Genomic DNA, 24,705 nt, shown 5'->3' on the forward strand with positions numbered 1-24,705 from the left:
AACCCGGCCGAGACGGCAATCTTCGCAACGGACATGCAGACAGGGAGCACGCAATGGCCACCTATCCGAACCTACTGAAACCGCTCGACCTTGGGTTCACGACGCTCAAGAACCGGGTGCTGATGGGCTCCATGCATACGGGGCTTGAGGAAACCGGCGACTGGAACCGCGTGGCCGAGTTCTATGCCGAGCGCGCCCGTGGCGACGTGGCACTGATGGTGACCGGCGGCATTGGCCCAAATCCCGAAGGCTCGGTGGCGCCCGGCGCCGCGATGATGGTCAGCGAGACGGATATTGAAAACCACAACATCGTCACCGACCGCGTGCATGAGGCCGGCGGCAAGATCGCGATGCAGATCCTCCACGCCGGGCGCTATGCCTTTGGCCCCAAATGCGTCGCCCCCAGCGCTGTGAAATCCCCGATCTCGCCCTTTCCCCCGAACGAGCTGGACGAGGAGGGGATCGAAACGCAGATCGCCGATATTGTCGAGGCCGCCCGCAAGGCCAAACTGGCCGGGTACGACGGGGTCGAGATCATGGGCAGCGAGGGCTATTTCATCAACCAGTTCCTCGTCACCCACACCAACAAGCGCACCGACCGCTGGGGCGGGTCTTACGAAAACCGGATGCGCCTGCCAGTTGAGGTCGTGCGCCGCACCCGCGAGGCGACAGGCACCGATTTCATCATCATCTACCGGCTTTCCATGATCGACCTCGTCCCCGACGGATCGACATTCGACGAAGTGGTTCAGCTGGCGCAGGAAATCGAAAAGGCCGGGGCAACCATCATCAACACCGGCATCGGCTGGCACGAGGCACGCATTCCCACCATTGCCACCAGCGTACCCCGCGCGGCCTTTGCATGGGTCACAAAGAAACTGATGGGCAAGGTCAGCATCCCGGTCATCACCTCGAACCGGATCAACACGCCCGAAGTTGCCGAAGAAGTGCTCTCCACCGGCTGCGCCGACATGGTCTCCCTTGCCCGCCCGATGCTGGCGGACGCCTATTTCGTGGCCAAGGCGGCGCGCGGCGAGGCCAGCCATATCGCCCCCTGCATCGCCTGCAATCAGGCCTGCCTCGATCACACATTCGGAGGCAAGCTGACCTCATGCCTTGTGAACCCGCGCGCATGTCATGAAACCGAACTGCCGATCGAACCGGCCACCGACATCAAGACGCTTGCCGTCGTGGGCAGCGGTCCGGCGGGCCTGTCGACCGCGATCACCGCCGCCGAACGGGGCCACAAGGTCACGCTTTTCGAACAGTCGGACGAGATCGGCGGCCAGCTCAACATGGCCAAGCAGATCCCCGGCAAGGAAGAATTCTGGGGCCTCGTCGACTGGTATCGCGCAATGGTCACCGACCTCGGGATCGAGGTAAAGCTGAACACAACCGCCACGCCCGAAATGTTGGGCGGTTTCGACGAGGTGGTGATCGCCACCGGCGTGCTGCCCCGCGATCCGGAAATTCCCGGTCAGGACGGGCCGAACGTCGTGAACTACATCGACGTGCTGCGCGGCAAGGCCAAGGTCGGCCACAAGGTCGCGGTGATCGGCGCGGGCGGCATCGGTTTCGACGTGTCCGAATTCCTCGCCCATGAAGGCACCAGCCCGACCGTGGACCTGCCGCTGTGGATGAAGGAATGGGGCGTCACCGACCCGGCCGAGCATCGCAGCGGCCTTGCCCCCGAAGGCCCCCAGCCCGAGGAACCGGCGCGCGAAATCACCCTGCTGCAACGCAAGAAGACCAAGCACGGCAAGGGACTAGGCAAGACAACCGGCTGGATTCACCGCGCCGCGCTAAAAATGAAGGACGTGAATTTCGTCGGCGGCGTGAACTATGAAAAGATCGACGCGAGCGGGCTACACGTCAGCTTTGGCGAGGCGCGCGAAAACCCGACCGTGATCGAGGTCGATACCATCGTGCTCTGCTCTGGTCAGGTGTCGGAACGCAGCCTTGCCGACGCGCTGGAATCGCAAGGCACCAAGGTGCATGTGATCGGCGGCGCCGATGTGGCCGCCGAACTTGACGCGAAACGCGCCATCAATCAGGGCACACGGCTCGCCGCCGCGCTATAGCTCGTCATGCGCCGCAAGACTGTCTTGCGGCGCTTGTTCCCGGTCGAACATCCCGTAGTCGCGGATCACATGGGCCACCCGCAGCCGGTAGTCCGAGAACACGCCCTTGCGCCCGCGGGATTGGGCGGCCCGATGCCGGGTCAGGCTGCGCCATTCCTGTACCGCCTCTTCGTCGCGAAAGAACGAAATCGACAATAGCTTGCCCGGGGTGGTCAGGCTCTGGAACCGCTCGACCGAGATAAACCCGTCGATCTGCTCGACCAGCGGGCGCATGCTCGCGGCGATATCAAGGTATTCCTCCTTGCGGCCCTCGGCGGGTTCGACTTCGAAAATGATGGCGATCATGCAGGGTCTCCGTGTGGGGCCGAGGCCAGTTTCAACCATGTCCGGTCCTCGCGCAGCAAAAACCGCTCGCGCTGCGCGAATTCGTAATTTTCGCGCCCCAGCGGATCGGCGGCCAGCCGGGCGCGGTAGGCTTCGTAATCAGACAGGCTTTTGACGTTATAGATGCCATAGGCCAGCGTCGATGACCCCTCATGCGGGGCATAATAGCCGACAAGATCGGCACCGCAGCGCGGAATCGCCTGCCCCCAGTTGCGCGCATATTCTTCGAACTGCGCCTTTTTCACCGGATCGATCTGGTAGCGGATGATACATGTCAGCATAGTGGTTTCCTTTCCTTGCTTGCCGCTGACTAGCATCTGGATTGTCCGCAATGCTTCGATTAGCGTCGAAGCATGAAAGACGGTCCCAATATCGCGACTCTCGCCGCGCTGATCGGCGATCCGGCCCGCGCCAATATCCTGACCGCGCTGATGTCGGGCAAGGCGCTGACCGCGAGCGAACTCGCGCATGAGGCCGGGGTCACAGCCCAGACGGCAAGTTCGCACCTGCGCAAGCTGGAAGACGGCTCACTGATCGCGCGTCGCCAGCAGGGACGGCACCGCTATTTCACCCTCTCCGGGGATGAGGTCGCCCGGGCGCTTGAAGGTCTGATGGGCCTTGCCGCCACGCAAGGTCAATTGCGCACGCGGACCGGCCCGAAAGATCAGGAACTGCGCACCGCGCGTGTCTGCTACAACCACATGGCCGGGGAAATGGGCGTTCGGCTTTACCGCGCGATGCAGGATCGCGGCGCCTTCCGGACCAGCCATTCCGGTCTGGACCTGACACCTGAGGGGTATGATTTCGTGCGCGAACTTGGCCTAGACCCCGACGCGCTGCCGCCCAGCCGCGCGCCTCTTTGCCGCGAATGCCTCGACTGGTCGATGCGCCAGTCGCATCTGGCCGGACGGCTCGGGCGCGCGCTCTTGTCCCGGTTCGAAGACCTCGGCTGGGTCGCCCGTGTCCCCGACAGCCGAATCCTCCGCGTTTCCAGACGCGGCGAAAAAGAGTTTGACAGGATTCTGGGCTGACACACGCCTCTTGAACCGCTGACGAAAGCGTTTAAAATTCAATTAAAACATAACATTAAAGGGAGATTTCCCTGTTTCCATGCCATGAACGATCCACACAAAACCGCGATATTATCTCAGACGTGCCGCGTTCTTGCCAAGATTGATGGCGATAGACTGTTTCCAGAACGATAGAAATCACCAAGGAATAGTCGATGGACCGTCTCACCGAAATGGAAGCCTTCGCCAATGTGGTAGATCAGGGCGGCTTCACGGATGCGGCCAAGAAAATGGGCATCTCCAAATCAGCCGTTTCCAAGCACGTTTCGAGCCTTGAGGCACGGCTGGGCGCACGCCTGCTGAACCGGACCACCCGCCGCGTCAGCCCGACCGAGATCGGCCTTGCCTATTACGACCGTGCCCGCCGCGTATTGAACGATGCAGGCGAAGCGGATGCGCTGGTCACCTCGATGCAATCGGCCCCCTCGGGTCTGCTGCGCATTTCGGTTGCGACGGATTTCGGCGTCAATCATCTCTCGCCGGTGCTCAGCGAATTCCTGTCGGATTTCCCCGAAATCACCGTCAACATGGTGCTGAACAACCGGTATGTCGAACTGATTTCCGAAGGTTTCGACATGGCCGTGCGGATCGGTGAGCTGGAAGACAGCACTTTGCGTGCGCGCAAGCTGACGGAAACCACCAAGGCGATGATCGCCTCGCCCGCCTATTTCCAGAAATACGGCTATCCGCAGAAGATCGACGACCTGAACGAACACAAGCTGCTGCATTATTCCAACCAGTCGAGCGGCAACGTCTGGAAACTGACCGCCCCCTCGGGTGAAAAGCGTCAGGTCCGCACCGCCGGCTGGCTAAGTGTGAACGACGGCCAGTCGCTGCTCAACGCCGCGATCTCGGGCCTTGGCATCGCCTTCCTGCCCAGCTTTCTCTTTGCCGACGCGATGGAAAAAGGGCTGGTCGAATACGCGATGCCCAGCCTTCCGGTCGAGACGCAAGGCATCTATGCCGTTTACCCGCCGGGCCGGTTCACCCAGCCCAAGGTTCGCGCCTTTATCGACTTTCTGGTCAACGCCTTTGCAGAAAAAGGTCCCTCGGACTGGTAACCCAACTCTCGTTGCTTCCCTTGGCAACCAAACTCCCCCGCGCCCCCTCCGCGCGGGGGTTTTTTCTTTGGGGGTGCCCGCGAAATTTGTTGGTCGGGTATGCGGACGAAGCGGACCTTTGCAAAGATATTCGCGTATCGGACCGCCCGTCTGGGGAGAGCGTAAGGCAAGGTTAGGAAGCCAGACGACGCGCAAGCCAGACGCTATGCCCGGTACAGGCGGGATCCTCTGCCACGAAGGCCACGACATCGAAGCCGTTCTCATTGAGAAGCTGGCGATATTCATCTGGGTACAAGCTCGCGTGGTAGAGTGGCTTTCCCTCGAGTGTGCCAATCGCTTCGCCGAAAGCGGGACCGCTGGTGAATAGTAACGGGGCTTCCGGTGCGGCATGGCGGCGAAAGACAGGGAACATCAAACGCTGATCTTCAGGCGTCAAATGAAAGAAGCTATCCCAGGCAATCAGTCCGCCGAATGTCCTGCCCAAATTCAACAAACGCATGTCGGCCAGTTCAGCCGTCTCACCCGGAAGGTTTGCCCCAAACAGCGCGAGCATTTCCGGCGATGCATCCACACCGGTCACGGCATGGCCGTGACCGCGGACGTGTCGGGCGATCGGCTCGCCGGATCCACACCCAATATCAAGTACCGCTGCATCCGGCCGTACCATGGGGATAAACCGATCGAGCCAAATGCCCTCCGTCAACTTGGTGCCGCGCGCCTCGGCCCAGGTCTTGCCATGTCGACGATACATGCCAATGATGCTGTCTGCGGGTTTGGTCATAGTGTCTTAGCCTGTTTGCCGGCTTCTCCGCGGAAACGTCCGGAAGCCCCTGTCGCCATACACTTTCGGCAGAGCCACGTCCCGCTTTATCGACGCCAAACGTCCCCATGGGCTCAAACTCGACCTTCACCCAAAGGGTCCGGTATAAACGGCATAGTTCACCAACGCGGTTTGAGGACACGCTCTATTCTTTCCGGGACATCAAACCGCTTGGCCTCTGGATGACCCCCCTAGAACAGGTGCTCCAGCAGAACCGCGAGGGCCGCACCACCGACAGCGGCACAGACGGCCACCAAGCCCAGCATCCTGCGGCTCAGCTTGCGTTCGGGCGCTGGCGGTTCCGCCTGTGCAATAAGCGCGTTCTGCACCAGTCCCGGCAGGCGCGGACCGAACCGCGCCAGCACCAGCGCCGCCTTGCCAAGGTCCGACAACACCGCTTTCGGGCCAATGGAATCCTTGATGTAATCCTCGACCACCGGCCGCGCGACTTCCCAGATGTTGATATTCGGGTTCAGCGAGCGCGCCACGCCCTCGACCACCACCATCGTGCGCTGCAGCAAGATCAGCTCGGTCCGGGTTTCCATGCCGAACCGCTCGGTCACCTCGAAGAGATAGGTCAGCAACCGCCCCATCGAGATATGCGAGGCATCCATGCCAAAAATCGGCTCGCCCACTGCACGCAGAGCACGGGCGAATTCATCGACATCCTGATCGGCGGGCACGTAACCCGCTTCGAAATGCACCTCGGCCACACGCTTGTAATCGCGCCGGATGAAACCGAACAGGATCTCGGCATAGACCCGGCGGGTGTATTCATCGATATGGCCCATGATGCCGAAATCATAGGTGATGATATCGCCATTGGGTGCGACCTTGAGGTTCCCCTGATGCATGTCGCCGTGAAAGAACCCGTCGCGCAGGGCGTGCAGCAGGAACAGCCGCAGCAGCCGTTCGCCCAGATCGCGCCGGTCATGCCCGGCCGCATCCAGCGCGTCATTGTCGCCAAGCGGCACCCCTTCCGCCCAGCCCAGCGTCATCACCCGACGGCTTGAGAAATTCCACTTGATCGAGGGAAGCTGAAAGCCCGGGTCGTCCTTGGTATTGGCCGCGTATTCCGAAGCTGCCGCGCTTTCGAGCCGCAGGTCAAGTTCGCCCCGCACGACGCCGTCGAAATGCTCGACCACCTCCATCGGGCGCAGCCGCCGCGCGCCCGGCGCGAACAACTCGACCATGCGCGCCGCGAAATAGAACGCGTCCACATCCTTGCGAAAGGCACGCTCGATATTCGGGCGCAGCACCTTGACCGCGACCTTCTCGCCCGTGTCCGCCAGCCGTGCCTGATGCACCTGCGCGATCGAGGCTGCGGCGATAGGTTCGGAGAACTCGGAAAAGATCTCGTCGACCGACATGCCCAGCTCGCTTTCGATCTGGGCACGGGATTCGGCCATCTCAAAGGGAGGCAACTTGTCCTGCAGGACGCGCAGCTGCACCGCAAGGTCATTGCCCACCAGATCGGGCCGCGTCGACAGGATCTGGCCGAACTTGATATAGGCCGGGCCCAGCGCGGTCAGCGCGCGGGTCGCGGGCGGCATCGACGGGTCGCCCTTGTAGCCCAGCCACATGAAAGGTTTGCCCAGCGTGCGCGCAGCAACGCGCAACATGGGTGGCGCGTCATAGGCATCGAGGATTACGCCCATCGCGCCGGTACGCTCCATCGTGGCGCCGGTACGGATCAGGCGGATGATATTATGCGGACCGCGCATCAGGCAGCCACCAGCTCAGCCAGCCCCATCAGATCTTCCACCCTGAATGCAGCGCCGCGATTCCCATGCTGAGATTCCGGTATTTCGCCTGTTCAAATCCCGCCAACCGGACCATCGACAGGAAAGTCTCCTGATCGGGAAAGTTGCGGATCGATTCGACGAGATACTGATAGCTGTCACGATCGCCGGCGATCATCTGACCCATGCGCGGAATGACGTTGAAACTGTAGAGGTCATAGAGCTTTTGCAGCCCGTCGTTCGGCAATTGGCTGAATTCCAGCACCATCAGCCGTCCACCCGGTTTCAACACGCGGAACGCCTCGTTCAGCGCCTCCTGCGGGCGGGTCACGTTCCGGATGCCGAAGCTGATCGTGTAAACATCAAAGGTATTGTTCTCGAAGGGCAGCGCCATCGCGTCGCCCACCACCCAGTCAAGGCTGTCCGCCATGCTCGCGGCCTCGGCGCGCTTGCGCCCCTCCACCAGCATCGGCTCGGTCAGGTCAAGCACCGTGGCATGCCCATGTCCGGCCCGCTTGAGAAAGCGGAAGGATATATCGCCCGTACCACCCGCCACGTCGAGCAGCCGCTGGCCGGGGCGCGGAGCGAGCCAGTCCATCATCGCATCTTTCCAGACCCGGTGGATGCCAACGCTCATCACGTCGTTCATGATGTCGTATTTGCTGGCGACCGAGTTGAAGACGCCCTGCACCCGCCCGGCCTTGTCGCCCTCGGGGATGGTCTCGCGTCCGAAATGGGTGGTTTTGTCGGTTTCGTCTGTCATGGGTCTTGCCGCCGCTAAAGTTTGGCCCTTGTTATAGGGCGTTGCCGGGCGGCACAATGCGCCCCCTTGCCAGAAGAAAGAGCACCATGCCCGAATTGCCAGAGGTAGAGACAGTCCGTCGCGGCCTTGCCCCCGTGATGGAGGGCGAAATCATCGCCCGCGCCGAGGTCAACCGGCCGGACCTGCGCTGGCCGTTCCCGCCGGATATGGCGGTGCGGCTATCGGGCAAACGCGTCGAACGGCTTCGGCGGCGGTCGAAATACATCCTTGCCGACCTCAGTTCGGGCGAGACGCTATTGGTGCACTTGGGCATGTCGGGTCGGATGATGGTGTCGGGCGATCCGCTGGGCCGGTTCGTGCATGAACACCCGATGCCGGAAAAACACGACCATGTGGTGCTGCATATGGACAATGGCGCGCGCATTACCTTCAACGACCCGCGCCGCTTTGGCGCGATGGATCTGATGGACACCGCCAGCGCCGATTCCCACAAGCTGCTCGCCGTGCTCGGGCCCGAACCGCTGGGCAACGATTTCCACGAAGCGCATCTGATCAAGGCGTTTCACGGGCGCAACACCCCGGTCAAATCGGCCTTGCTCGATCAGCGCATCGTGGCGGGACTTGGCAATATCTATGTCTGCGAGGCGCTTTTCCGTGCCGGAATTTCACCCCGCCGAAAAGCCGGTAAAATTTCGGCCGCCCGTGTCGGCGCGCTTGTTCCGATCATCCGGCAGGTGCTTACGGATGCCATTCAGGCAGGCGGTTCCTCGTTGCGCGACTTCCGCCAAGCCGATGGAGAACTTGGATATTTTCAGCATTCCTTTGACGTCTACGGACGCGAGGGCCAGCCCTGCCGCACCCCCGATTGTCGCTCAAATGTGCAGCGAATCGTGCAATCGGGAAGATCGTCGTTCTTCTGTGCGCAATGCCAAAGATAGCTTGAAGTGATTGCTTCAAATGGTAAGGCTCGGTTTCACAACGGAACAATGAAAGCAAGATTCATGGCCTTTGAGACGATTACCGTCGCTACAGAAGACCACATCTGCCAAATACGCCTCAATCGCCCGGACGCCCTGAATGCGCTGAATACCCAGCTGCTGGGCGAACTATGCGATGCACTGGAAGAGGCCGATGGCAATGATAAGGTGCGCTGCATCGTCATAACCGGCTCGGAAAAGGCGTTTGCTGCCGGGGCGGATATCAAGGAGATGTCCGAAAAGAGCTATGCGGATGTCTACAGCGAGAACCTGTTCGCCGATACCAGCGACCGAATTCTCGCGATCCGCAAGCCCATCATCGCCGCCGTCGCCGGTTATGCGCTTGGGGGCGGATGTGAACTGGCGATGGCCTGCGATTTCATCATCGCCGCCGACACTGCCAAGTTTGGCCAGCCGGAAATCAACCTCGGGGTTATCGCCGGGATCGGCGGCACCCAGCGTCTTACGCGCTATGTCGGCAAGTCAAAGTCGATGGATATGAACCTCACCGGGCGTTTCATGACGGCCGAGGAAGCGGAACGCGCGAACCTCGTAAGCCGGGTCGTGCCCGCCAAGAAACTGATGGAAGAGGCGATGTCCGCCGCCGACAAGATCGCGGAGAAATCGCTGCCGAGCATCCTTGCCGCCAAGGAAGCGGTAAACCGGTCCTACGAGACCACCCTGCGCGAAGGCATCCTGTTCGAACGCCGCCTGTTCCACTCGATGTTCGCGACCGAAGATCAAAAGGAAGGTATGGGTGCCTTCCTTGAAAAGCGGCAACCGCAGTTCCGCGACAAGTAATCGACCGGGGGCGCATCGCCGCCCCCGGCATCCGCCCGGCCTGCGCCGCGATCTTCGCGAAAATGGCTTTCCTTTCCCGTAAAACTGACCTATACGCCGCCGATACATGCGCGTGATGCCCGCTCTGGCAGGATTCGACCGGTCGATGAAAACCCGGTGTCGGGACGTTTTGCGCTTTTGATTTCAACCGTCCCGATGTGAGGGAGCCGACATGGCCAATACACCGCAGTCCAAGAAACGCGCCCGTCAGAACGAATCGCGCTTTACCGTTAACAAAGCCCGTCGTTCGCGGATTCGCACTTACCTTCGTAAAGTTGAGGAAGCGATCGCTTCCGGTAACAAAGATGCGGCAATTGCTGCCCTTCGCGACGCCCAGCCAGAGCTGATGCGCGGCGTCACCAAGGGTGTGTTGCACAAAAACACAGCCGCCCGGAAGATGTCCCGTCTTTCGAGCCGCGTGAAAGCTCTCAGCTGAGTTGAGCGATCAACCGCTCAAGTTTTTGTGAAATATTAATGACTATAAGGCGTTGCCGTCGGCAGCGCCTTTTTTGGTTCCGGACGGCTTCCGCCGGTTTCCATGGGGCCAAGAGATTCTCTGCCGAGAAAAGAGTGAGTCAATAACATAGTTTCGTTGCCGGTCTGCCGTCAGAATTGCTACCACTAAGCGAGCGATTCATATGCTTGGGGGGACAGGTTGTTTCCGGACCAAGGCCCAGTCTGCAACGGGTCAAAACGCCGGAGACTCAACTGAATTGTCGGATTTCATCCGGCTTTCTCAGTGTGTCATGAACGATGGCTGCCCATCGTTATTGTGACCCTGTCGTGTAAAATAGTGCGTCGATGATTGCACCGGTTATGACCCGTCTAGTGTTGGGCGGACGGGTTCGGTTTGCTTGTTGTCATTGCCGCAATACGACGACGACGCGCTGTCATGCTTTTGTCAGCGGTGTCCCCTCTTGTGCATGAGTCCCGCCGGTTTCTGCGCCGGTCAACAAGAGATAAGAGGTCGAATGGCCTCGAAATTTGGGATGCATGAGGCAAAGATGAGACAAGAAGAATGGGGACAACTCAGACAAAAGCTGCTCAAGACGGTCGGTCAGAACAACTATACAACATGGATCGAACCGCTTGAATTTTCGGATGTGAACGATGGCGTTGCCGTCTTTCATGTGCCGACGAACTTCATGGGCAACTACGTTGGCCAGAACTTTTCCGACCTTATCCTGTACGAGCTGAACTCCTGTGGGGAGGACGTTCAGCGCATCCAGTTCCAGGTTCCGGCAAATTCGCCCAAGCGCCGTACGGCGCCCGAGCAGCGCGCCAAACCCGTCGACCCTGCCGTCGCGCCGTCGGCCCCGTCCGCGGCCGCGCCCGTCTCGGACGATCAGGCTCCCGAATTCGGCGCCGCGCCGCTGGACGCCCGTTTCACCTTTGACAACTTCGTCGTCGGCAAGCCGAACGAACTGGCCCATGCCGCAGCACGTCGCGTCAGCGAAGGCGGTCCCGTCACCTTCAACCCGCTGGTTCTATACGGCGGTGTCGGCCTTGGTAAAACGCACCTCATGCATGCCATCGCCTGGGAACTACGGACCCGTCAGCCCGAGCTGAACGTGCTATACCTATCGGCCGAACAGTTCATGTACCGCTTTGTCCAGGCCCTGCGCGAACGCAAGATGATGGATTTCAAACACATGTTCCGCTCGGTCGACGTTCTGATGGTCGATGACGTGCAGTTCATCGCCGGCAAGGACAGCACGCAGGAAGAATTCTTCCATACCTTCAACGCGCTGGTCGACCAGAACAAGCAGATCATCATTTCGGCCGACCGTGCCCCGGGTGAAATCAAGGATCTCGAAGACCGCGTCCAGTCGCGCCTGCAATGCGGCCTCGTCGTCGATCTGCATCCAACCGATTACGAGCTGCGCCTCGGCATCCTCCAGTCGAAACTCGACAATTACAAAAAGACCTACCCCGGACTGGAAGTTACCGATGGTGTGCTGGAATTCCTTGCCCATCGCATCTCGACCAACGTGCGTGTGCTCGAAGGCGCGCTGACCCGCCTCTTTGCCTTCGCTTCGCTCGTTGGCCGCGAGATCGATATGGAGCTGACGCAGGACTGTCTCGCCGATGTTTTGCGCGCCTCGGAACGCAAGATCACCGTCGAGGAAATCCAGCGCAAGGTCTCGGAATATTACAACATCCGCCTGTCCGACATTATCGGCCCAAAACGCCTGCGCTCCTACGCACGCCCGCGCCAGGTGGCGATGTACCTCTGCAAGCAGCTGACCAGCCGCTCACTGCCGGAGATCGGCCGCCGTTTTGGCGGTCGCGACCACACCACCGTCATGCATGGCGTGCGTCGCATCGAAGAGCTCAAGGCGTCCGACGGTCAGATCGCCGAAGACGTTGAAATGCTGCGCCGCGCGCTCGAGGCTTGATTTGCAGGCCCCGGCCCGCGCCGGGGCATATGCACAAGACCATAAACACGCGTCCGGGCGGGCAAATTCGCGGTAACGCCGCAGAATGTTTGCGATTTGGCCATACTCGCCGCAATCGCATCGCTGCCCCCCTTGACGCCCTTTCCTTTAAAACAGACAAACTCAGGAAAGGCCTTGTGCCGGGGGGCCAAACCGCTAACTTGCCCTTCCCGGCCTTTGCAGAGGATCGAAGGACATGAAATTCAGCATCGAACGTGGCACATTGCTCAAGGCCGTGTCTCAGGCGCAATCGGTTGTCGAGCGCCGTAACACCATTCCGATTCTCGCCAACGTGCTGATCGAAGCCGAGGGTGACTCTGTCTATTTCCGCGCCACCGACCTCGATATCGAAGTGGTGGACAAGGCCGTTGCACAGGTCGAACGCGCCGGGGCGACCACCGTGGCCGCGACGACCCTGCATGAAATCGTGCGCAAGCTGCCCGACGGCGCCCTTGTCAGCCTGAATGCCGATACCGCCGCAGGCCGTCTGACGGTCGAAGCGGGCCGGTCGAACTTTTCGCTGGCCACCTTGCCGAAAGAAGATTTCCCGGTCATGGCGACCTCGGAATACGAGTCGAACTTTTCCGCCAAGGCCGAGGTGCTGCGCCGCCTGTTCGACAAGTCGAAATTCGCCATTTCGACCGAAGAGACCCGTTACTACCTGAACGGTGTCTACATGCATGTGGCCGATGGCGAAGACGGAAAGGCGCTGCGCTGCGTCGCGACCGATGGCCACCGCCTTGCCCGTATCGACGCCCCGCTTCCCGCAGGCGCCGAACAGATGCCCGGCGTAATTGTTCCCCGCAAAACCGTGGGCGAGCTGCGCAAGCTGCTCGACGAGGACGACATGGAAATCGCAGTCTCGGTTTCGGAAACCAAGGTCCGGTTTGCGACACCCGACATCACGCTGACCTCCAAGGTCATCGACGGAACATTCCCTGATTACACGCGCGTCATCCCGCAGGGAAACACCCGTCGGCTCGAAGTCGACGCGGCTGATTTTGCCAAGGCCGTCGACCGCGTCGCCACCGTGTCCTCTGAACGCTCCCGCGCGGTAAAGCTGCAGCTGGAAGAAGACCGTCTGATCCTGTCGGTGAACGCCCCCGACAGCGGCGCCGCCGAGGAAGAGCTTGCCGTCGCCTATTCCGACGAACGGCTCGAGATCGGCTTCAACGCGAAATACCTGCTGGAAATCGCGAGCCAGGTCGACCGTGAGAACGCCGTTTTCATGTTCAACTCGGCAGGTGATCCGACGCTGATGCGCGAAGGAACCGATCAGAGCGCGGTCTACGTCGTCATGCCGATGCGCGTCTAAAACTTTTGCCTCCGGCGGGGATATTTTAAGACCCAAAGAAGGGGGACGGATGGCGCCCGAAAAGCCACTGGCAGTAACCTCCCTGACCCTGTCGCACTTCCGGTCCCACAAGATCGCCAGGATCCGCGTCGATGAACGCCCGGTCGCGATTTTCGGGGCAAACGGGGCCGGGAAAACGAATATCCTTGAGGCATTGTCGATGCTTTCCCCTGGTCGTGGGCTGCGCCGCGCCAGCGCAAGCGATATGGCCCGGCGTCCCGATCCAATCGGATGGCAGTTGACGGCCGATGTGCTCTCCGGCGGCACCGCCCACGAGATCAGGACATGGTCGGAAAACGGGGCTGCGCGGCAGGTCAGAATAGACGACAAACAGGCAAGCCAGGTCGCCCTTGGCCAGATAGTCCGGGTCCTGTGGCTTATCCCGTCCATGGATCGTCTGTGGATCGAAGGCGCGGAAGGTCGCAGGCGGTTTCTCGACCGGGCCGTGCTGAGCTTTGATCCCGGCCACGCCCAGATCGTTCTTGACTACGAAAAGGCCATGCGGGAACGCAACCGGCTGCTCAAGGACATGGTCCGCGATCCCCATTGGTACATGGCCCTTGAACGGCAGATGGCCGAGGCGGGCGCACTCATCCATCGCAACCGCCTTGACACCCTTTTGAAACTCGAAGCCGCGCAACAGGATGGCACCACGCGTTTTCCGGCTGCGGCGCTCGACCTCACCCAATCCGAAGGCAGCATGCCCAAAAGCGCCACGGATCTTGCCGAGGCCATCGCCGAAAGCCGGTTCCGTGACATGGCCGCCGGCCGGACACTGGTCGGACCTCACAGAACCGATCTTCACGCCGTCTATGCCGAAAAAGGGATCGAGGCAAAGGACTGCTCGACCGGCGAACAAAAGGCGCTGCTGGTGTCGCTCATCCTCGCCAACGGGCGCGCCCTGTCGCGACAGATCGGCGCGCCGCCCATCCTGCTTCTCGACGAAATCGCCGCCCATCTCGATGCCGATCGCCGCGCCGCACTCTACGATGAGATATGCGCGCTGCGGACCCAGGCTTGGATGACCGGCACCGGCGCTGAACTCTTCGCCGAACTCGGATCGCGGGCGCAACACCTGCATGTCTCGGAAACCACCGGCGTCTCGCTGCAGGACCCAGCCTAAAGCGCTCGTTTGGTCTTTCTTTGGGTCAGAAAATATCCCGGGGGAGATGCCCGGAACGGGCATCGGGGGCAGAGCCCCCATCACGCGACGACCGCACCTGAATCGACTCTCTGGAAGGGCGCGCAGTGACGTCATGAGATACACCAAATATTGTGGTCAGCCCGTGACAATCCCCCCAGAACCCGGTATAAAATCGCAAAATGACAAAAGGATTTTCGGATGTCCGAGACCGACCGCGCACCGGAAGAATATGGCGCTGATTCCATCAAGGTTCTCAAAGGCTTAGAAGCTGTCCGCAAACGGCCCGGCATGTATATCGGCGACACGGACGATGGCTCGGGTCTGCACCACATGGTGTACGAAGTCGTCGACAACGGCATCGACGAGGCACTGGCCGGACATGCGGACGCGGTGACCGTCACAATCCATGCGGATTCCAGCGTTTCAGTAATGGATAACGGACGCGGAATCCCCGTCGGCATCCACGAGGAAGAAGGCGTTTCCGCCGCCGAGGTCATCATGACCCAGCTGCATGCGGGCGGCAAATTCGACCAGAACTCCTACAAGGTGTCCGGCGGTCTGCACGGGGTGGGTGTCTCGGTCGTGAACGCGCTTTCCGACTGGCTGGAACTGCGCATCTGGCGCGACGGGAAGGAGCACGTGGCCCGGTTCGAACGCGGTGACACGGTCAAGCATCTCGAGGTCGTCGGCGACGCAGAGGGCATGACCGGGACCGAGGTTCGCTTCCTCGCCTCGACCGACACCTTCTCGAACCTCGAATATTCCTTCGAGACGCTGGAAAAACGCCTGCGCGAACTTGCCTTCCTCAACTCGGGCGTCCGCATCATCCTGGTCGACGAGCGTCCCGTGGAACCGCTCCGCTCGGAGCTCTTCTACGAAGGCGGCGTGCGGGAATTCGTCAAATATCTCGACCGGTCGAAATCCACCGTGATGAGCGAGCCGATCTTTATCACCGGCGAAAAAGACGACATCGGCGTCGAAGTCGCGATGTGGTGGAACGACAGCTACCACGAGACGGTCCTGCCTTTTACCAACAACATCCCGCAGCGCGATGGCGGCACCCATATGGCCGGTTTCCGCGGCGCCCTGACCCGCACGATCAACGCCTATGCGCAGTCCAGCGGCATTGCGAAAAAGGAAAAGGTCTCCTTTACCGGCGATGACGCGCGCGAGGGTCTGACCTGCGTGCTTTCGGTCAAGGTGCCCGACCCGAAATTCTCCTCACAGACCAAGGACAAGCTGGTCTCCTCCGAGGTCCGTCCCGCCGTCGAAGGTCTGGTCAACGAAAAGCTTTCCGAGTGGTTCGAGGAAAATCCGAACGAGGCAAAGATCATCGTCGGCAAGATCATCGAGGCCGCGCTGGCCCGCGAAGCTGCCCGCAAGGCGCGCGAGTTGACCCGGCGCAAGACTGCGATGGACGTGAACTTCCTTGCCGGCAAGCTCAAGGACTGTTCGGAAAAAGACCCGGCCAAGACCGAAATCTTCCTTGTCGAGGGTGACAGCGCCGGCGGCTCGGCGCAGACCGGACGTGACCGGGGCACGCAGGCGATCCTGCCGCTCAAGGGTAAGATCCTCAATGTGGAACGGGCCCGGTTCGACCGGATGCTCGGCAGCCAGGAAATCGGCAACCTCGTCATGGCGCTTGGCACCGGGATCGGGCGCGATGAATTCAACATCGACAAGCTGCGCTACCACAAGATCGTCATCATGACCGACGCCGACGTGGATGGCGCACACATCCGGACGCTGCTGCTCACTTTCTTCTACCGGCAGATGCCGGAACTCATCGAAGGCGGCTATCTCTATATCGCGCAGCCGCCGCTCTACAAGGTGAGCCGTGGCAAGTCCGAGGTCTACCTCAAGGATCAGGCCGCGATGGACGACTACCTGATCCAGCAGGGCGTCGAGAACGCGGTTCTGCGGCTCGGCTCGGGCGAGGAAATCACAGGGCAGGATCTGGTCCGCGTCATCGACGAGGCACGCCAGCTCCGCCGGGTCCTCGAAGCCTTCCCGACCCATTACCCCCGTCACATCCTTGAACAGGCGGCCATTGCCGGGGCATTTGTGCCCGGCGCCGTGGACGCCGACCTTCAGGCCGTCGCCGACAAGGTGGCAAAACGGCTCGACGTGATCGCCGCCGAATACGAACGCGGCTGGCAGGGGCGTATCACGCAGGACCACGGCATCCGTCTGGCCCGCATCCTGCGCGGTGTTGAAGAGGTCCGCACGCTCGATGGTCCGATGCTGCGCTCTGGCGAGGCGCGCAAGACCGGCAGCTTTACCCAAAGCCTGCAAGACATCTATGGCGCCCCGGCCACGCTGGAACGCCGCGACCGTAACCAGGTGATCTACGGCCCGCTTGGCCTTTTGCAGGCCATTCTCGACGAAGGTGCCAAGGGTCTGTCGCTGCAACGCTACAAGGGTCTTGGCGAAATGAACCCGGACCAGCTCTGGGAAACCACGCTCGACCCGGACGCCCGCACCCTGCTGCAGGTCAAGGTGGATGACATGGTCGAGGCCGACGATCTCTTTACCAAGCTCATGGGCGATGTCGTCGAACCCCGCCGAGAGTTCATCCAGCAGAACGCGCTGAACGTCGAAAACCTCGATTTCTGAACGGCTGTAGGATCGCGCATAACATTGCGCGGTCCCCATAAGTTTGCGCATTTCGCCCAATAGTCTGCGCGGTCGGAAAAAACGGGATCCCGACGGTATCCCGATATTTTCCACCGATTTCCCCCGCTTTTTTCGTTGCATGGGCGAAATCCAAAACCGCATACTCCCCGAAAAGGCGGCAGGAAAAACCTGCGCGACTCCAGCACTCTCCGACAAGCCAGCGGCCAGTAACGCCGTGCGATACGGCCATTGCACGAGGCTGGTCGCCGCTGCGTGACCCTTTGAAACGGACCCGGCGCCAATGAACCCGCAGGTCGCTTGCTTTCCTCCGGGCAACCAAGGTGTGTCCGTGGGCCGCTTGTCGGGCGCAAGACTTCCTACAATGCATCAGAACGCCGAACTGTTTTGTTGGGACATCCCCAATGATCGACTCAGCGATTACGGCGGATAAGTCATTGGCGATCATGCGGGTAAGTCAACAGCAGCCCGGAAAATGCTTTTCGTTGGTAGTCAGTAGCGGGGTAGGCAAACGGATCGCTCGAGCGCGGAAACTAATCATCCGCAGCAAAGCCAGCGGCGGCAACCAGGTCGACGACCTTCCATCCTTGTGCCTTTGCGGCGTCAACAACCTGCTCTGCCGTTGATTTTCGCATCGCAAGCCCGAGCAGTTCTCTTGCCCGAGTCACGCCGACAAATACATTGGTGGCGGCGGTTAATGCCGCCCCGGTGAACTTCTCATCTACGATCCCGAACGCGTGCGGCAGAACCGTGGTCAAGTCCATGCAATTCTGGTCTTTGCTTGACCCTTCCCAGACCTCGCTCTCGACGACAAGGATACCATCTACGCTCTTTCCTTTGACCGAATGAATCGAGCCGAGGTTCAACCTCACTTCACCCTGCTGAAAATGCTTTGTCGAACTGTATTCGGGGACCGCGAGGTTGGGCTTCACCGCCTCGATGAACGAGGAATAGTCGGAAACGGTCTCCTCGGCGCCTGAGGGCAAAGGAGCGAACAGAGGCAAAAGTGCATCTACGAATTCGTCCCACGCTTCCTGATCCCATGCCGCATCGCCTAAAGGATATGGTCGTAAACGATCCGCTTGACGTGGCGCGGTAGGCTGGGATTTCGTTCGGAAAGTGTGATCCAGAGATTGTGGGCACCCACCGCCCGTCAGTTTGGAGCATTCCAGGTGTGAGCCCGGGCAAGCCCGGCAAGCCCCGTCGTAAGAGTCTCGGCGACATCACGCGGGGGCAGTCCTGCTGCGTGCTGCAAGGCGGCTCTTTGCATTTGACGGCAGAACCGATTGGCATCCTTCCGCGATCCATTCTCGCTTCGATATGCAGGATAATAGTCGCCGAGACTGATGGGCCGCCATTCACCCTTCGTTTTTCCATGAGTGGAATGGCGCGAGGCGACGGCCCAAATTTCCCGTTCCGCGCTGTCGTCGCCCCAATGCGCTTGCGCGTCGTCGGCGAACGCACCAAGAACATCACCGATTGTGTTCTCATCGAAAAGGATCAGGACACGTGTCGATCGGCGATGGGCTACGCCTGTTATTGTCTGGGAAGATCGGACGGTTAAACGGCTGGCGAAATTGGCTATTTCATTTCCAAATCGGCGGCTGTCATTAAGAGGGAGCGAGCCCTTGCCGGGCGACCAGTATTCGGGTGCCACTCCGTCATCTTCATAGAGCGTCTGGTTGCTGTCGCCCAGACGCTGAAACGCACAGTCATCGTGTTTGAACAGACCCTCAAGCAACCGAAGCTGGTCCCCATTGGTGTCTTGTGCCTCATCAAGTATGACAAGCGGAAAGCGGGCTCGAATACGTTCGGCGAGCCCGGGTGTGCTTTCAAGTGCTCGTTGCGCGAGCACCGTCATGTCGGCGTAACGGTAGAGCCCAGATTTGACCATCCCTGCCTTGAGCTTGGCGAGTGCCCTGCCGCAGTTGGTTTTGGGGCGGTGCTGACCCTTGCGATGCTTCACGGCGAGGCTTTCGGGCTCGCCGGCCCAGTCCGCAGAGTCGACATCAAGTGTAAGTTCCGAAACCCACCGCTCGACTGTCATCTGAGCGCGGCCGGCGTGGGCCTTCAGTGCCCAGAAATAGGGGTAGAGTCGCAGTGCTTCGGCAGCAAAAACATCATCGTCGATCTGGCGTATGGTCCAGCCAAGCCCGCGAAGATAGAGCAAGGCGAGACACTGGTTTATGAACCCCGTCACCGTCCCGGTGAAGTGCGGCTAGGCCATCAAACTCGCCGCAGTCGGATGATTGGAGATTTGGCTTTCCACTTCGGATCGCGCGGCATTGGTATGTGAGATGACGCAAACACCGCTGCGCAGCTCATTCGAGCTACGCGACAATTGAGCGAGCTTGGCAGTGAGCAAAGTCGTCTTGCCGTTACCAGGCGCCGCTTGGACATCGCACGCATTGGTGTTCTCAAGGAACGCCTTCTGGTTGGGATCGGTGAAATCGCAGCCGCCGATCTCGGCACCGAGTTCGGCGAGGAGTTCAGGGGTGGCGCGCAATATCTCGAACATGATTAAGCCGGGTCCGTGGCGACACTACTTGGTATCTCCTCGGTGTCGGTTTCCTCCTCATCTGGCTCATCATTGCCATTCGTCGCGAATTCAGGCGCGCCGGGAACATATGCTCCTGTGACGTAGTCGATCGCGTTCACAAGATAGGACGGTAGCAATGTGCGCATCACTTCGGGCGTCTCACTACGAGCACGCAGGATTGCGGCGAGTTGCTCTGCGACCTCGGCCTTTGATGCCTTTTTATTGAAAACGGGTTGATAGATCAGCGCTGCGATCTCGACTGCGGTTTTTCCTTCCTCTAACCAGTCAGCGTAGGCCTTCTTTGCTCGTTCGCCGATCTTCCTCAGCCGGACCGGATTGCGACTTGTGGTTTGAGCCAGCTGGACCGCTTGGTGAACATCGGCGGCGAGGCCGGGCTGAAGTGCGAGGTCAAATTCGAGCGTCCAGTTGCCGGCTATGAACGCTTCGACCGGATCGCCGGTGTCGCGCCGCAGAGTTTTTATTCGCTTGTCGATCTCGCTGGCCCCAAGTTCATCTTCCGTTTTACGCTCGCCGACCAGCCATTTCGCCTCCTTGGGAGGAATGTCGCGATCGGGGATTGGCGCAACCGGTATTGGGATAGCATCACCGTCCTTGCGTTGAAGAATGCGACTGTAGCGGAACAACCCTCGATGCCCAACATTGACGATAGAGACGCCGTGGCTGCGAAGCGGCCTTCCGACCTTTTCCGCGATTGCCGGCAACAGAAGGTTCTCCCCGTCGCCTTCCACGACGATCAGCGCTCGGGCGAAGAATAGATTGGCTTTGGTCGCATCAAGAAAACGGCGCAGAAAGTCATAGTCGTCAGCATCAAGCCGGGTGTGCTCTTTGCCGAGCGGGAACGTCCGATGTTCAACTACCATCGTCATCGCCTCGAGCGCGGCTCCAGCTGCGAGCTGCGGACTATGTGTCGTGAGCAGAACCTGGACTTGCTGTGGTGCATCGTCGGACGTGGCTTCAGTGGCACGTCCAGAGAGGACGTCCATGAACAAAGTCTGATGCTATGGGTGGAGGTGCGCCTCTGGTTCCTCGATCAGGAGGAGCGGAACCTGTTCAGGATGTGATTGAAGCAGGAGCAGTTCAGCCGCCATGAACAGCAAGTTATTGTAGCCAAGGCCTCGCGGCACTCGCTCGCCGCCATTCTTTGGGCTAAGATAGAGTTCGAGCCGCTCGAGCACTTGGTCGAACGATCCTTTTGCGCCCAGATCGAGCGTCGCCACGAGCGGATCATCGGCGAACGGCAGTTTTTCGAGGAAGTCGGCATTGACTTGAGACTGGATGCTGCCGATTGCGGCATTGCCAACGACTGCCTTGTCGGCAGCGTTGAGCGTATCGAACAATGTCGCTGGTCCACCTGTGTCGACCGGCGATTGGTCTGAAGCCGGAACGCTTCCGGACGCCGAGGGCTTTCCTCATGTGAGTACCTTTAGGGACGAACCACCCTACATAGCGCGTGTTTCCCCTGAGCGGCTCTTGGCTTTAGACAGCTATACCGCATGGGGTGTAGATTAGCGTGCGGATAAGATCAGGATGGAGTTTCGTAAGAACGGACTGCACCTGCCGTAACTGGCTTTGGCGAGTGCATACTCAGGTCCAGCGCATTTTGTCACTCAGGGCAGACTGGGGCGGCAAGCGCCACCTGCCACTTGAAGATCGCAGACAAAATTATCTGGATAACCAATATCCTGGCAGGACACGTCTATCGCAGGATTATCCAGGTCCGCGCCTGGTCCGCATTCTGATTGGCATGAGACGGAGAGCGGTGAGTCATCTGGCGCGACGCGACAGACCGGCCCGAACGTAGGCTGGTCATCTATGTCCAGCAATTCGCCTTCGGTCCAGCACGCGAATACTTCAGGCTCATTGCAGACGCCGGGAACGCAGAGCGCGGTGCCGGACGGGTGATTGTTGGCGCAATAGGCGGATTCATCGTTGAACAGCACCTGGCAATCGGCCTGGCATACCCAAGAGGGTGGCTCTTCCGGCTGACAGGTGCCGGTCCCCATACCATTCTGTGTTTCGTCGCCGAAGCAGGTTAAATCTGCGCCACACTCATCATCGGATGTGCATGAGCACCCAACATGGCGATCACCGAAGTTGCCGCAGGTGCGGCACAATCCAAATGAACCCTGAGATACGCAAGTCCGTTCGATATTGCCGTCATCGGGGCAAAACTCGTTGATCGAGTGATCGCCGTCTGGGTGCGCACTTTCAGAGCCAAGTGATCCGAAGGTAACCTGGCAGACGCAATCCTCGCTTCCGGCCACGCAATCATCGGGTGGTTGTGGTTCGCCATCCGGAGGGTCGAGCGGAGGCGCATCGCAGGTCTTGCGGATTTCGGCGGTGGGACAGATGCCATCACTGGCCGGGATGGACGCACCTTGGCATTGCCCCGCGCCCGCATCGACGATGTTCACGAAGAACCCGGTCAGCGCAAAATTGTCGTCTTCGAGAATGCCGCCCGCGGCGACAGTTCCGTTTCCTTCCAGGTGCTCATGGCAGATATCAACGCCGTGCCACAATCGGTATTGTCCTTCGGGTGCGCAATCCGGGTCGTTGCTAAGTGTCAGGCGCTGGACGCCGGTCGCATTGAAGCTGCCGGTACTGTCAAACTCGATCTCATTATCGAGGATGGCTCCAGCCAAATCATGCGCGGCTGAAAATTGCGCAGTCGGATCGAAGGGCGGATCTGTGCCGTCGGTCAAATAGAAGCCAATGCTATGCGCCTTTTCTGTGCCTGCGCTGTTGGCGCGATTGGCAACAGTGAAAGGTACGTCAAAACTGTCGCCTGGGCAGAGACGAAGCGCTCGCGGTTCCGGCCCGGCGACATCGTAGAACCTTCCTTCGCAGGTCGGGTCGAGCGGACCGAAGGCTGCACATTCGAGAATGTCCGGGTTAAAGGCGCGCCGCGTGCCATTGAGCCCGAAATTAACAAGTCGCTGATTGCCTGCGTTGGGATTGATGATCCCCGCCTGTTCAAGAAATATGTAGCGATCACGGTATAATTGAGGCAGTTCGCGAAGAAGATATTGCGAAATGGCGATAAGGTTAGTCTCGTCGCCATTCCCTGCATATTGCTGTCGCGCGCCCTGCTGATCATCCGGCAATACGATATGCCCGCCATCTGCGCCGCGTACGCGAGGTGTGTCGTTGCATATCGGCTGCATCATCGAAAGGCGATTAGATTCATGGTCCAGACCAATCGTATGCCCGAATTCGTGGATCAGAACCGCTTGGGCTGTGCAGCCGGTGAATTGTGACGTTGGGGGTGACGGATTGCCCCCGATATCATTGGCGATGGCTACATCGGATTCCACGATACGCCGACAGCCCGCACAGTTATGGGTTGTAAACTCTCGCCCGGCAGCACCGTCGATTGCATTTCGAGTGGTGAAAAGGACTTCGCTCTTGCCGTCGCCTTCTGTCATGACATTATCGTTTTCCGTCCCGGGATCGGTGGTGAAAAGCAGGCGGAGTCCGCCGGTGCGGTTCCAGGCGTCGATAGCCTGGTTGATGGCGGTCATCCGTCCGCTGCCACCTGGAACGTTGCCGGAATCGAGCTGCCATTCTACCGGCAGGTCACTATCTTCCCAGCGAACCTGGTTCCCGACCCAGTTCTCTTGAACGGTGAAGGCCAGCGCCGGCGATGCGATCAAGAGGCTGGCGGCAAGCGTAAAGGCCCGGAACATTACTCCATCCCTCGTATTCTTGCCGGGACCAGTGGATAGGCCGTGAATGGACCGGTAAGAACCGGATCGGGGCAATCAACCTCGTCGATCTCCATGCCGAATTCTTCGGGCGACAGCGCATTACCTGGCGGCGGATTTCCGGTAAGCTGAGGACTCCGGAACAAAAACTCCGGCTCGCTTACAGGTTCGACGCTGCGTCCACCTTCTGTATTGGTGACAGCGAAGCCATGCTGATCCACCAGGACTTCTGTGCCGTTCAAATCCACAATTCTAAGCACATCGTCGAGGGAGACCGCTTCGTGAACCCACCCATGATTGGGAAGCAGGAATAAATAGCGCGCGCCCTCCGTCAGGACGGGCATTTCCGATGTATCGACGAAGCGCCCATCGGGGAGAAACCCACGCCTCAGGCGGATTTCGACGGGTCCGCCCACAACCGCGCCGGAGCCAGCCACTACCCCTACATCCTCGATACGTGAGACTTCGCGCGGGCCTTCTTCGGGAGCCTCATCAAAGGTATAGCTCTGAGACACCACGGTCCCGGTAATGACAGCGCTTGTACGGCGCAACGTGTCGCAGAATGTCTCTTCTGTGCCGTCCTCTGGCCAATTAGCGTCTGGTGGCCACACCTCGACGGCGCGCGCGGAAATATTCTCCACATCAAGCGATGTCAGGCGCTGGTGGCCATGGTGTTCGCCCGGCGCGGCCGAGGTGTAAACGGCGGTCACGACAAGCGGCTGAAGCCCAGCCGCACTGAGCATTCCGTCGATGAAGCCGGAAGGATACCCATAGGAAAAGGCTTGCGCTTTCAAAGTTCGGCAATCGACCGAAATAGCATCTCCGGATGGCAATTCGATAGGCTCGAGCGCAACCACATCGCCCGCCTGTAACTGTCCTGGCGGATTTGCAAGACGCAGATCAAAATCCAAGGTGGTTGCCGCGCTGTGTGGATTGTAGAGATTGATCGCCGTCGAGTAATGCCCTTGGGGAAGCGGGCCGACGCGCTGCATACCGATTTGGCCACACACTACTTTGGCCTCGTGCAGGTAGCGATAGACCGGCTGCGAGGGCTTCCGTTCCTGGGCGGTGGCATATCCGCCTGCCGCGGTAACTGCGGCAATTACAAGGAGAAGGGGATACTGAGCCATGCC

At 60.0% G+C, this 24,705-nt stretch carries 22 protein-coding genes; 10 read left to right on the top strand and 12 right to left on the bottom strand.

Features of this window, described 5'->3' with window-relative positions; genetic code table 11:
- The first annotated feature begins 53 nt into the window (after window positions 1–53).
- Entirely contained in the window at window positions 54–2,081 is a 2,028-nt protein-coding gene (locus tag ACU0FH_RS17820; protein WP_446196040.1) for an FAD-dependent oxidoreductase, read from the top strand.
- Here the strand turns inward: ACU0FH_RS17820 and ACU0FH_RS17825 are convergent.
- Together ACU0FH_RS17825 and ACU0FH_RS17830 are read right to left on the bottom strand one after the other, a co-directional pair.
- Complete coding sequence (locus tag ACU0FH_RS17825; RefSeq protein WP_446196041.1) at window positions 2,076–2,426, bottom strand: antibiotic biosynthesis monooxygenase family protein; 351 nt, start codon at window positions 2,424–2,426, stop codon at window positions 2,076–2,078. The genes ACU0FH_RS17820 and ACU0FH_RS17825 overlap by 6 nt on opposite strands.
- Window positions 2,423–2,746, bottom strand: coding sequence for an NIPSNAP family protein (locus ACU0FH_RS17830; RefSeq protein ID WP_238373222.1), 324 nt, complete (start codon window positions 2,744–2,746; stop codon window positions 2,423–2,425). The genes ACU0FH_RS17825 and ACU0FH_RS17830 overlap by 4 nt, the downstream gene beginning before the upstream one ends.
- Window positions 2,747–2,818: 72 nt before the next feature.
- Between ACU0FH_RS17830 and ACU0FH_RS17835 the strand changes: the two genes are divergently transcribed.
- Entirely contained in the window at window positions 2,819–3,496 is a 678-nt protein-coding gene (locus tag ACU0FH_RS17835; RefSeq protein WP_446196043.1) for an ArsR/SmtB family transcription factor, read from the top strand.
- A 194-nt stretch (window positions 3,497–3,690) separates the two neighbouring features.
- Window positions 3,691–4,596 carry a LysR family transcriptional regulator gene (locus ACU0FH_RS17840; RefSeq protein ID WP_088635609.1) on the top strand — a complete coding sequence of 302 codons (906 nt, stop codon included), beginning with the start codon at window positions 3,691–3,693 and terminating at the stop codon, window positions 4,594–4,596.
- 172 nt (window positions 4,597–4,768) lie between these two features.
- Here ACU0FH_RS17840 and ACU0FH_RS17845 read toward each other — a convergent pair whose 3' ends face one another.
- The 3 genes from ACU0FH_RS17845 to ubiE form a co-directional block, all read right to left on the bottom strand.
- Entirely contained in the window at window positions 4,769–5,377 is a 609-nt protein-coding gene (locus ACU0FH_RS17845) for a class I SAM-dependent DNA methyltransferase (protein ID WP_446196046.1), read from the bottom strand.
- 230 nt (window positions 5,378–5,607) lie between these two features.
- Window positions 5,608–7,140, bottom strand: a complete 1,533-nt coding sequence (ubiB, locus tag ACU0FH_RS17850) for a 2-polyprenylphenol 6-hydroxylase (protein ID WP_446196047.1) — start codon at window positions 7,138–7,140, stop codon at window positions 5,608–5,610.
- Between the two features lie 28 nt (window positions 7,141–7,168).
- Window positions 7,169–7,921 (bottom strand): bifunctional demethylmenaquinone methyltransferase/2-methoxy-6-polyprenyl-1,4-benzoquinol methylase UbiE, encoded by a 753-nt coding sequence (ubiE, locus tag ACU0FH_RS17855; protein ID WP_446196049.1) that lies wholly within the window; start codon window positions 7,919–7,921, stop codon window positions 7,169–7,171.
- A gap of 86 nt (window positions 7,922–8,007) precedes the next feature.
- Between ubiE and mutM the strand changes: the two genes are divergently transcribed.
- The 7 genes from mutM (at window position 8,008) to gyrB (ending at window position 17,290) form a co-directional block, all read left to right on the top strand.
- On the top strand, window positions 8,008–8,859 hold the full coding sequence (gene mutM, locus ACU0FH_RS17860; RefSeq protein ID WP_446196051.1) for a bifunctional DNA-formamidopyrimidine glycosylase/DNA-(apurinic or apyrimidinic site) lyase: 852 nt from the start codon (window positions 8,008–8,010) through the stop codon (window positions 8,857–8,859).
- 63 nt (window positions 8,860–8,922) lie between these two features.
- A complete protein-coding gene (locus ACU0FH_RS17865; RefSeq protein ID WP_446196112.1) occupies window positions 8,923–9,699 on the top strand; it encodes an enoyl-CoA hydratase in 777 nt (258 codons plus the stop codon).
- A gap of 211 nt (window positions 9,700–9,910) precedes the next feature.
- Window positions 9,911–10,174 carry a 30S ribosomal protein S20 gene (gene rpsT, locus ACU0FH_RS17870; RefSeq protein ID WP_446196053.1) on the top strand — a complete coding sequence of 88 codons (264 nt, stop codon included), beginning with the start codon at window positions 9,911–9,913 and terminating at the stop codon, window positions 10,172–10,174.
- A gap of 568 nt (window positions 10,175–10,742) precedes the next feature.
- Window positions 10,743–12,137 carry a chromosomal replication initiator protein DnaA gene (gene dnaA, locus ACU0FH_RS17875; protein ID WP_446196054.1) on the top strand — a complete coding sequence of 465 codons (1,395 nt, stop codon included), beginning with the start codon at window positions 10,743–10,745 and terminating at the stop codon, window positions 12,135–12,137.
- 235 nt (window positions 12,138–12,372) lie between these two features.
- The gene (dnaN, locus tag ACU0FH_RS17880; protein WP_238373231.1) at window positions 12,373–13,491 is read left to right on the top strand and encodes a DNA polymerase III subunit beta; all 1,119 of its coding nucleotides are present in this window, start codon (window positions 12,373–12,375) and stop codon (window positions 13,489–13,491) included.
- 49 nt (window positions 13,492–13,540) lie between these two features.
- On the top strand, window positions 13,541–14,653 hold the full coding sequence (recF, locus tag ACU0FH_RS17885; protein WP_446196055.1) for a DNA replication/repair protein RecF: 1,113 nt from the start codon (window positions 13,541–13,543) through the stop codon (window positions 14,651–14,653).
- Between the two features lie 219 nt (window positions 14,654–14,872).
- Window positions 14,873–17,290: a DNA topoisomerase (ATP-hydrolyzing) subunit B gene (gene gyrB / locus ACU0FH_RS17890; RefSeq protein WP_446196056.1), complete on the top strand. Its 2,418-nt coding sequence runs from the start codon at window positions 14,873–14,875 to the stop codon at window positions 17,288–17,290.
- Between the two features lie 551 nt (window positions 17,291–17,841).
- On the opposite strand, the gene ACU0FH_RS17895 is transcribed toward gyrB, so the two are convergent.
- The 7 genes from ACU0FH_RS17895 to ACU0FH_RS17925 all read right to left on the bottom strand — a co-directional run bounded on the left by ACU0FH_RS17895 (window position 17,842) and on the right by ACU0FH_RS17925 (window position 24,702).
- Complete coding sequence (locus ACU0FH_RS17895; RefSeq protein ID WP_446196057.1) at window positions 17,842–18,174, bottom strand: hypothetical protein; 333 nt, start codon at window positions 18,172–18,174, stop codon at window positions 17,842–17,844.
- Window positions 18,175–18,461: 287 nt separating this feature from the next.
- A complete protein-coding gene (locus ACU0FH_RS17900; RefSeq protein ID WP_446196058.1) occupies window positions 18,462–19,478 on the bottom strand; it encodes a UvrD-helicase domain-containing protein in 1,017 nt (338 codons plus the stop codon).
- A gap of 48 nt (window positions 19,479–19,526) precedes the next feature.
- Window positions 19,527–19,826 carry a UvrD-helicase domain-containing protein gene (locus ACU0FH_RS17905; protein ID WP_446196060.1) on the bottom strand — a complete coding sequence of 100 codons (300 nt, stop codon included), beginning with the start codon at window positions 19,824–19,826 and terminating at the stop codon, window positions 19,527–19,529.
- A 2-nt stretch (window positions 19,827–19,828) separates the two neighbouring features.
- Window positions 19,829–20,851, bottom strand: a complete 1,023-nt coding sequence (locus ACU0FH_RS17910) for an ATP-dependent nuclease (protein WP_446196061.1) — start codon at window positions 20,849–20,851, stop codon at window positions 19,829–19,831.
- 15 nt (window positions 20,852–20,866) lie between these two features.
- The gene (locus tag ACU0FH_RS17915) at window positions 20,867–21,205 is read right to left on the bottom strand and encodes a hypothetical protein (RefSeq protein WP_446196063.1); all 339 of its coding nucleotides are present in this window, start codon (window positions 21,203–21,205) and stop codon (window positions 20,867–20,869) included.
- A gap of 270 nt (window positions 21,206–21,475) precedes the next feature.
- Window positions 21,476–23,554 (bottom strand): matrixin family metalloprotease, encoded by a 2,079-nt coding sequence (locus ACU0FH_RS17920; protein ID WP_446196064.1) that lies wholly within the window; start codon window positions 23,552–23,554, stop codon window positions 21,476–21,478.
- Window positions 23,554–24,702 (bottom strand): hypothetical protein, encoded by a 1,149-nt coding sequence (locus ACU0FH_RS17925; protein ID WP_446196066.1) that lies wholly within the window; start codon window positions 24,700–24,702, stop codon window positions 23,554–23,556. Before ACU0FH_RS17925 ends, ACU0FH_RS17920 begins: the two co-directional genes overlap by 1 nt.
- Window positions 24,703–24,705 lie beyond the last annotated feature (3 nt).

The organism is Heliomarina sp. (assembly GCF_052826185.1).